Below are 7,607 nucleotides of genomic sequence, written 5' to 3'. Positions count from 1 at the left end.
GTGCCGCCAACCCCGCGATGTCCTCGAGCGACCAGGGGACCTGTCTGAGCGCGACGCCCGGCTGGGCGTGGTGGCCTCGTGCGTGAAGTACGCGTGGCTGCTGCCGTTGCTGCTGGAACGGGCCGCCGAACCCGAGCACGACGCGTACCACCGCCCCGTCGACGCCGGGCACCTGTACCGGCAGCGCGGTCTGGTCCTGTCCCACCTGGTCCGCTGGTGCGACGAAGCCCTCCACCTGACCGGCTGACGACGGTCCCCCGTCAGGAGAAGAACCGGGCCACGACCGGCAGCGCGACCGTCATCGCGAGGGCGTTCAGCACCATCGCCGCGCTGGACCAGCCGCCCGTCACGTCCGACTCCACGAGCGCCCGCGACGTTCCGATCCCGTGCGACACCATGCCGATCGCGAAACCCCGCGCCCGCGGGTCGGACACGCGCACCCGGTCCAGCAGCCACGGGCCGACCGTCGCCCCCAGGACACCGGAGACCAGCGTCAGGACCACGGCGAGCGTCGTGTTCGCCCCGATCGTCTCCCCCACCGTCAGCGCCACGGGCGTGGTGACCGAGCGGGGCAACGTCGTGAGCACGAGGCTGTCGTCGGCCCCCAGCGCCAGGAGCGCGGCCACGGTCACGCCGACGCTCACGACACCCGTCACCACGAGGGTCACGAGCACCGCCGCCCGGTCGGCGAGCAGCGCCCGACCCGACCGCAGCAGGGGCAACGCGAGGGCCACCGTGGCCGGGCCGAGCAGCAGGGTCAGGATCGACACGGAGGCCAGGTACTCCTGGTAGGAGATGCCGAGGACCTCCAGCACCACCGAGACCACGACCATCGCGACGAGGACGGGAGCCAGCAGCGCGGGCCGCCCGAGCCGGCGGTGCAGTTCCCCGGCGCCGAGGTAGGCCGCGACCGTGAGCGCCAACCCGAAACCGGGCGCGTGGATCAGCGCACTCACACCGACTCCCTGCGGCGCAACATCTTCTGCAGCAACGACCCGGCGACGACCAACCCCGTCGCGAACGAACCGCCGACGGCGAGGGCCAGGGGCCCGACCGAGTGGACCAGGGTCGACAACTGCGTCAGCGCCCCCACCCCGGGCGGGACGAAGAGCAGTTGCAGGTGCTTCAGCAGCGGTTCGCCCGCGGGTTCCGCCCGGCGAACGAGACCGGGGAAGCGAGCTCCGACGACGAGGAGCACCACGAGCCCGACCACGGCCCCGGGGACGGGGAGGTGCGTGACGTCGACGAGCAGCGTGCCGAGCAGTTGCAGCCCGAGGAGCAGGACCAGCGCCGCGAGGACGGTCGGCACGTGCGGGGCCCAGCCGTGGCCGGGCGGGCGGGGGACGTCACGCCCGCCGGCGTTGGGGTTCAGTCCCACCAGAACCGCCACACCCCCACGCCGACGAGTTCGCTCGCGTACCCGTCGAGGTCCCCGGGCCCGTCCTGGAAGACGGCGTCGTAGCAGAGACCGAGGTGCTCCGCCGCGACGGGGAACGCCTCCGCGGCGTCGCTCGGCGGGGCCGCGACGCTGACGAAGAGGGTGTCGAAACCCATCGCCACCACCCGCGCCCCGAACCGGTCCTCCCAGCTGCGCAGGACCGACGACAGCGTCCCCGGGTCGGCGTCGTGGTTCGTCGCCCCGAGCCAGCCGAGCTCGGCGAGCACGTCGGCCCCCCGCTCGGCCCGCACCAGTCCGAGGTGGCGGTGGGGGCCGTGGGTCAGCAGCTCGTCGGCGAGCACCGCGGCGACGGAGGCGGGGTCGGCGAGGGGCACGAGGGCCGGGGACAGACCGGGCCAGGCGGGCGCGCCGTCGGGGAACTCGTCGTCGTCGAACGCGTCCGCGAAGTCCCCGGCGAGGAACTCCTCCACGGCCGCGGTGTCCAGGGCCCGCCAGCCGGTGGGGGCGAACTCGCCCTCCAGCCAGGGGCGGGCGACGTCGTCGTCCGCGAGGCCCTCGAGCAGGACCGGCCACAGCCCCGTGACCACGTGCGCGGCGGCTAGTTCCGTCCACGCACCGACCGACGCCGGCACCGCGGAGACCCACAGCAGCGGTTCCGCGCCGGGGTACCCCGCCGGGGACACCAGCCGCCCCGACGGCAACCCGGGGACGGCGGCGACGAGCTCGGCGAGGGTGGTTGCACGTCCGGTCACCCGACCACCGTCGCAGACCGCGACCGGGAACGGGCCACCACCCCCGTGGATCGCGGGGTCAGGCGCTGAAGGTCTGACCCGTCAACCGTTCGTAGGCGTCGACGTAGCGGTCGCGGGTCTTCTCCACGACCTCGGCGGGCAGTTCCGGCGGCGCGTCGGCACCCCGGCGGTCCCAGCCCGACGCGGGCGAGGTGAGCCAGTCGCGGACGAACTGCTTGTCGAAGCTGGGCTGCGCGCGACCGGGTTCCCAGGTCTCGGCGGGCCAGAACCGCGAGGAGTCGGGGGTGAGGACCTCGTCCCCGAGGACCGTCACCCCGTCGACCGTCCCGAACTCGAACTTCGTGTCGGCCAGCACGATCCCGCGTTCGCGCGCGATCCCCTCGGCCCGGCGGTAGACCGCGAGCGTCAGGTCGCGGAGTTCCGCGGCGGCGTCGGCGCCGATGGTCGCGGCGACGTGCTCGAAGGTGACGTTCTCGTCGTGCTCGCCGAGTTCGGCCTTCGTCGCGGGGGTGAAGATCGGCTCGTCGAGGCGGGAACCGTCGAGCAGTCCCGCGGGCAGTTCCAGCCCGCAGACGGTGGAACTCTCGCGGTACTCGGCCAGACCAGAACCCGTGAGGTACCCGCGGGCCACGCACTCGACGGGGAACATGGCGAGGTTGCGGCAGACCATCGCGCGTCCAGCCACGGCGGCGGGGACGTCGGTGGAGAGGACGTGGTTCGGGACGACGTCGCGCAGCTGCTCGAACCACCACAACGACAGCGCGGTCAGCACCTTCCCCTTGTCGGGGATCGTGCTCGTCAGCACGTGGTCGTAGGCGGAGATCCGGTCGCTCGCGACCACGAGCACGGTCCCGTCGTCGCCCCCGGCCGGCGCGTAGAGGTCGCGGACCTTGCCGGAGTAGGTGTGGGTCCAGCCGTCCAGCTCGCGAACGCTCATGCGATCACGTCCGTCGCTCGCGACCCGGTCGCCACCGTCAGCGCGATGTCGCGACGGAACCGGCCACCCTCGAGGTCGATCAGTTCCACGGCCTCGTAGGCCACCGCCCGCGCCGCAGCGAGGTCGGCGCCGACGCCGACGACCGAGAGGACGCGCCCCCCGGAACTCACGATCCCGGTGCCGTCGGGGGCGGGGGCAGTGCCCGCGTGCAGCACCGCGGCCCCGCCGACGGCGTCCGCGGCGTCGAGACCGCGCAGCAGACCGCCCGTCACCGGGGCCTCCGGGTACCCCGGCGCCGCGAGGACGACGGTGACCGCCGCGTCCGCGCGCCAGCGCAGCGCCGGCTGGTCGCGCAGGACACCGGTCGCGCAGGCGTGCAGCACCCCACCCAACGGGGTCGCGAGCCGGGCGAGGACGACCTGGGTCTCCGGGTCGCCGAAGCGGGCGTTGAACTCGATGACCCGCACACCGCGCGAGGTCATGGCCAGGCCGCAGTAGAGGACACCGCTGAACGGGGTGCCGCGCCGGGCCATCTCGTCGACGACGGGCTGGGCGATGCGCTCCACGACCACGTCGGAGAGGTCGGCCGGCGCCCACGGCAACGGCGAGTAGGCCCCCATGCCGCCGGTGTTCGGGCCCTCGTCGCCGTCCAGGGCCCGCTTGAAGTCCTGCGCGGGGGCCAGGGCGATGACGCTCTCGCCGTCGGTGAGGCAGAAGACGCTGATCTCCGGGCCGTCGAGGAACTCCTCGACGACGACCGGGCCGTGGGCCAGGCAGGTGCGCGCGTGGGCCAGCGCCGCCTCCCGGTCGTCGGTGACGACGACGCCCTTGCCGGCGGCGAGGCCGTCGTCCTTGACCACGTGCGGGGCACCGAAGGCGTCCAGCGCGGCGGCGACCTCCTGCTCCGTGGTGCAGAGGTGCGCCATCGCGGTGGGGACGGCGGCGGCGGCCATCACCTCCTTCGCGAAGGCCTTGGACCCCTCGAGGCGGGCGGCCTCGGCCGAGGGGCCGAAGCAGGCGATGCCGGCGGCGCGGACGGCGTCGGCGACACCGGCGACGAGCGGTGCCTCCGGACCCACGACGACGAGGTCGGCGCCGAGGCGGACCGCGAGCGCCGCGACGGCGTCGGGGTCGGTCGCGTCGACGGGTTCGACGGGGGCGACGAGCGCGATCCCGGCGTTGCCGGGGGCCGCGAGCACGCGGTCGACCCCGGGATCGTCGAGCAGGGCACGCACCAAGGCGTGCTCACGGGCACCGGATCCGATGACGAGGACGTCCACGGGGACCGAGGGTAGAGGTTCCGGGGTGGCCTTCACGACGTCGTAGGAGAGGATCACTCCCGTGCCCCGCACGATCCCCTTCGCCGTCACCGTCCGACGGCGAAGCCGTACCGGCTGGCAGCGGTGGCAGGGCTCGTGGTGGCAGATCATGCAGTGCGGTCTCGGCGCCGGGGTGGCGTGGATGCTCGCGCAGGCCCTGTGGAACCAGCCCTACCCCGTCTTCGCGTGCGTCGCCGTCGTCGTCTGCCTCGGCGTGCAGAACAACCAGCGCCTCCGGAGGGTCGGCGAGCTCGGGGTCGGCGTCACGATCGGGGTGCTGCTCGGGACGGGGGTCGTCGCCCTGGTCGGCCGGGGACCGCTGCAGATCACCGCGATCGTCGCGGCGGCCATGCTCATCGCGCGGTTCCTGGACTCGGGGATCCTGCTGGTCAACCAGGCGGCGCTGCAGGCGTCGTTCATCGTCGCCTACCCCCCGCAGGCCGGGACCAGCGGTTCCGCGCGCTGGCTGGACGCCATGACGGGCGTGGTGGTCGCGCTGGCGATCGCGGCGCTGCTGCCACCCGATCCGCGCCGGGACGTCCGTGGCCGCGCCAAGGCCTACGCCGGGCAGTTGGCGGACCTGCTGGAGGACGGCGCCGGCGCGATCCGCGGCCACGACGCCGCGAAGGCCCAGGAGGTCCTGGCCCGGGCCCGGAGCACCTCGACCGAGCTCGAGGGCTGGTCGCAGTCGGTGAACGCCGGTCAGGAGGTGCACCGGCTGTCGCCGTTGCGGCGCAGCGGTCGCGGCGAGATCCTGCAGCAGAAGAAGCTGCAGGCCGGGATGGACCGGGCCACGCGCAACGTCCGGGTCGCACTGCGGCGGGTCGCGACGGCCCTGCAGTACGGCGAGCAGATGCCCGACTCCCTGGCCGGCGCCCTGGACTCCCTCGCGGCGTCGGTGCGCTCCCTGGGTGAACCGGCCTACGCCGGGGAGACGGTGCCTCCGTCGGTGGCCGGCCTGAAGGAACTGGCGGTGACGCTCGGCCCGCGCACGCTGGGGGCGGAGTCGTTGTCGGCGACGGTGGTGGTGGCCCAGCTGCGCTCGATCGTGGTGGACCTGCTGCAGGCGCAGGGGGTCAGCGCCGCCGAGGCGCACCGGCTGCTGCCGCACTGACCTCGCCCCGCCGACCCGGGTCGCGACGACCTGGGATAGTAGGCCCATGAGCTCTCACGCCGCGGCTCCCGCCGCCATCGAAGCAGCCCCGGTCAGCGGCGGTCCCGTCTCGGGGTACGCCCGCGGGGTGGCCATCCTCGTGCTGGGCCTGGGTGTCCTCGGGCTGATCCCGGGGGTGACGACCAACTACGACGGAATGGGCTTCTACGGTTCCGACGCCCACCTCTTCGGGCTGTTCACGTCGTCCGTCGTGAGCGCGTCGCTGCAGATCCTCTTCGGGCTGACGATCCTGGCGTTCTCGGGGTCGCCGCGCCAGGCGCACAAGACCGTCGTCTGGGTGGCCATCGCCTACCTGGTCGCCGGTCTGGCGGGCGCGGGCATCGTCGTGAACTCCCCCAGCGACGTCCTGCCGGTCAACACGGCGAGCAACTGGCTGCACCTGGCCCTGGGCATCGTCATCGCGGCCGGCGCCGCACGTACCCGCGCCAAGCACGTCGAGGAACTGGGCGTCTTCTGACCCGCCTGCGTGCCGTCGTCCTCGACCTGGACGGCACCCTCTTCGACCACCGCGGCGCCTCCCGCGCCGCGGTGGCGGACTGGCTCCGCAGTCTGGGCCGCGCACCCGACGAGGCGACGCAGTCGGCCTGGTCGCAGATCGAGGAACGCCACCACGCCGACTGGCGCCAAGGTCTGGTCTCCCACGACGAGCACCGCCGTCGCCGCCTCCGCGACTTCCTCCCGCTGCTGGACTCCCCGGTCGGCGACGACGCCGTCCTGGACGAGCAGTTCCAGCGCGACTACCTCACCCGCTACCGCCGCCACTGGCGGGCGTTCGACGACGTCGAGGCGGCCCTGGCCGCGATCGGCGCGGCGGGCCTCCGCGTGGGGTTGCTGACCAACGGGATGCCCGAGCAGCAGAACGCGAAGCTCGAGGTCCTGGGCCTCGCCGGACGGGTCGGGCCGGTCGTCACCGCCGGGGAGCTCGGCCTGGCCAAGCCCCGGCCCGAGGCGTTCCGCGCGATCTGCGACCGCCTGGGCGTCGACCCCGCCGCGACCCTGCACGTCGGCGACGACCACCCCGTCGACGTCGTGGGAGCGCGCGCCGCGGGGATGCCCGCGGTGCACCTGGACCGCCACGGCGCGGGTCCGTTCGACGAACCGCAGCGGATGCGGTCCCTCACCGGACTGCCCCGGTTCCTCGGCGCTCAGGTGAGCGGCAGGTCGTAGTAGTCCTCCGTCGTCACCGGCTCGAACCCGATCGAGGTGTAGAGACCGAGGGCGCGCGGGTTGTCGACGGCGACCTCGAGGCGGACCGACGTCGCCCCGTCGGCGAAGAACTCCCGACAGCTGCGGCGCAGCACGTCGCGGCCGATGCCGCGGCCCTGGGACCGGGGATCGATCGCGAACCCGTACACGCCGCCGACCTCGCCGTCCCGGGTGAGGCGGACGGTCCCGACGGGTTCCCCGTCGTGCTCGACGACCAGCGTCCGGGTGGTCTGGAGGCTCTGCAGCAGGTGCCCGGGTTCGTGCCCGAAGGCGGCGGCCAGCACCTGCGTGAGGACGGGGACGTCGTCGGCGGTGGCGGCCCGCAGCGTCGTCGCGGGGTCCTCGACACCCTCCGCCGGGACGCAGTCGAGGCGCAGGGCGTGCTCGGAGTGCTCCAGGGCCGCCCCCACGCTCTCGGCGAGGTGGTGGCCCGCCTCGGAGGCCCGCGGCACGATGAGCAGCGCCTGCTCGGAACCGCGTTCCCGGCACACGTCGATCGCCGCGGCCAGCATCGCCGTCCCGATCCCGCGTCCACGGGCGCCGGGATCCACCATCCCGGCGATCTCGACCGCCGGGCCGCCGTGGGAGTCGAAGGCCGCGAACCCGACGACGCGGTCCCCCTCGAACCACAGCAGGTCGTTGGTGCGCTCCCCGGAGCGGTGGCGCAGGTCCTCCCACTCGATCTTCAGGCGTCCGCCGTCGTGGGCGACGACACGGCGTTCGAGCTCGGCGACGGCGCGCAGGTCGTCGTCGGAGAGTCGGGTCCGGGGTTGCAGCACACCCCATCCGACCGGTTCTGCCGGACGCTGGTCAACCGGGA

General features: G+C 74.0%; 9 protein-coding genes and 1 pseudogene. 4 read left to right on the top strand and 6 right to left on the bottom strand.

Annotated elements, in window-relative coordinates; genetic code table 11:
* Window positions 1-247 (top strand): annotated as a pseudogene (locus AC0I8G_RS15015) (hypothetical protein); the annotation flags it as partial.
* Between the two features lie 13 nt (window positions 248-260).
* On the opposite strand, the gene AC0I8G_RS15010 reads toward AC0I8G_RS15015, so the two are convergent.
* Genes AC0I8G_RS15010 through purD form a run of 5 tightly spaced genes read right to left on the bottom strand, consistent with a single transcriptional unit; the run spans window position 261 to window position 4,368 of the window.
* Window positions 261-956: an LrgB family protein gene (locus tag AC0I8G_RS15010; RefSeq protein ID WP_471730624.1), complete on the bottom strand. Its 696-nt coding sequence runs from the start codon at window positions 954-956 to the stop codon at window positions 261-263.
* Window positions 953-1,378 (bottom strand): CidA/LrgA family protein, encoded by a 426-nt coding sequence (locus AC0I8G_RS15005; protein ID WP_471730623.1) that lies wholly within the window; start codon window positions 1,376-1,378, stop codon window positions 953-955. Before AC0I8G_RS15005 ends, AC0I8G_RS15010 begins: the two co-directional genes overlap by 4 nt.
* Window positions 1,369-2,151 carry a DUF4253 domain-containing protein gene (locus AC0I8G_RS15000; protein WP_471730622.1) on the bottom strand — a complete coding sequence of 261 codons (783 nt, stop codon included), beginning with the start codon at window positions 2,149-2,151 and terminating at the stop codon, window positions 1,369-1,371. The genes AC0I8G_RS15005 and AC0I8G_RS15000 overlap by 10 nt, the downstream gene beginning before the upstream one ends.
* Before the next feature lie 58 nt (window positions 2,152-2,209).
* Complete coding sequence (locus AC0I8G_RS14995) at window positions 2,210-3,088, bottom strand: phosphoribosylaminoimidazolesuccinocarboxamide synthase (protein WP_471730621.1); 879 nt, start codon at window positions 3,086-3,088, stop codon at window positions 2,210-2,212.
* On the bottom strand, window positions 3,085-4,368 hold the full coding sequence (gene purD / locus AC0I8G_RS14990; RefSeq protein ID WP_471730697.1) for a phosphoribosylamine--glycine ligase: 1,284 nt from the start codon (window positions 4,366-4,368) through the stop codon (window positions 3,085-3,087). Before purD ends, AC0I8G_RS14995 begins: the two co-directional genes overlap by 4 nt.
* Before the next feature lie 61 nt (window positions 4,369-4,429).
* On the opposite strand from purD, the gene AC0I8G_RS14985 reads away from it, so the two are divergent.
* Genes AC0I8G_RS14985 through AC0I8G_RS14975 form a run of 3 tightly spaced genes read left to right on the top strand, consistent with a single transcriptional unit; the run spans window position 4,430 to window position 6,748 of the window.
* Window positions 4,430-5,521: an FUSC family protein gene (locus AC0I8G_RS14985; protein ID WP_471730620.1), complete on the top strand. Its 1,092-nt coding sequence runs from the start codon at window positions 4,430-4,432 to the stop codon at window positions 5,519-5,521.
* Between the two features lie 46 nt (window positions 5,522-5,567).
* The gene (locus AC0I8G_RS14980) at window positions 5,568-6,038 is read left to right on the top strand and encodes a DUF4383 domain-containing protein (protein WP_471730619.1); all 471 of its coding nucleotides are present in this window, start codon (window positions 5,568-5,570) and stop codon (window positions 6,036-6,038) included.
* Window positions 6,035-6,748 (top strand): HAD family hydrolase, encoded by a 714-nt coding sequence (locus AC0I8G_RS14975; RefSeq protein WP_471730696.1) that lies wholly within the window; start codon window positions 6,035-6,037, stop codon window positions 6,746-6,748. Before AC0I8G_RS14980 ends, AC0I8G_RS14975 begins: the two co-directional genes overlap by 4 nt.
* On the opposite strand, the gene AC0I8G_RS14970 is transcribed toward AC0I8G_RS14975, so the two are convergent.
* On the bottom strand, window positions 6,727-7,566 hold the full coding sequence (locus tag AC0I8G_RS14970) for a GNAT family N-acetyltransferase (RefSeq protein ID WP_471730618.1): 840 nt from the start codon (window positions 7,564-7,566) through the stop codon (window positions 6,727-6,729). The two genes, AC0I8G_RS14975 and AC0I8G_RS14970, sit on opposite strands and share 22 nt — an antisense overlap.
* Between the last annotated feature and the right edge of the window lie 41 nt (window positions 7,567-7,607).

Source organism: Kineococcus sp. AC630, assembly GCF_979255925.1.
The sequence above is the reverse complement of the archived record's forward strand: the minus strand, read 5'-3'. Positions and strand labels throughout refer to the sequence as shown.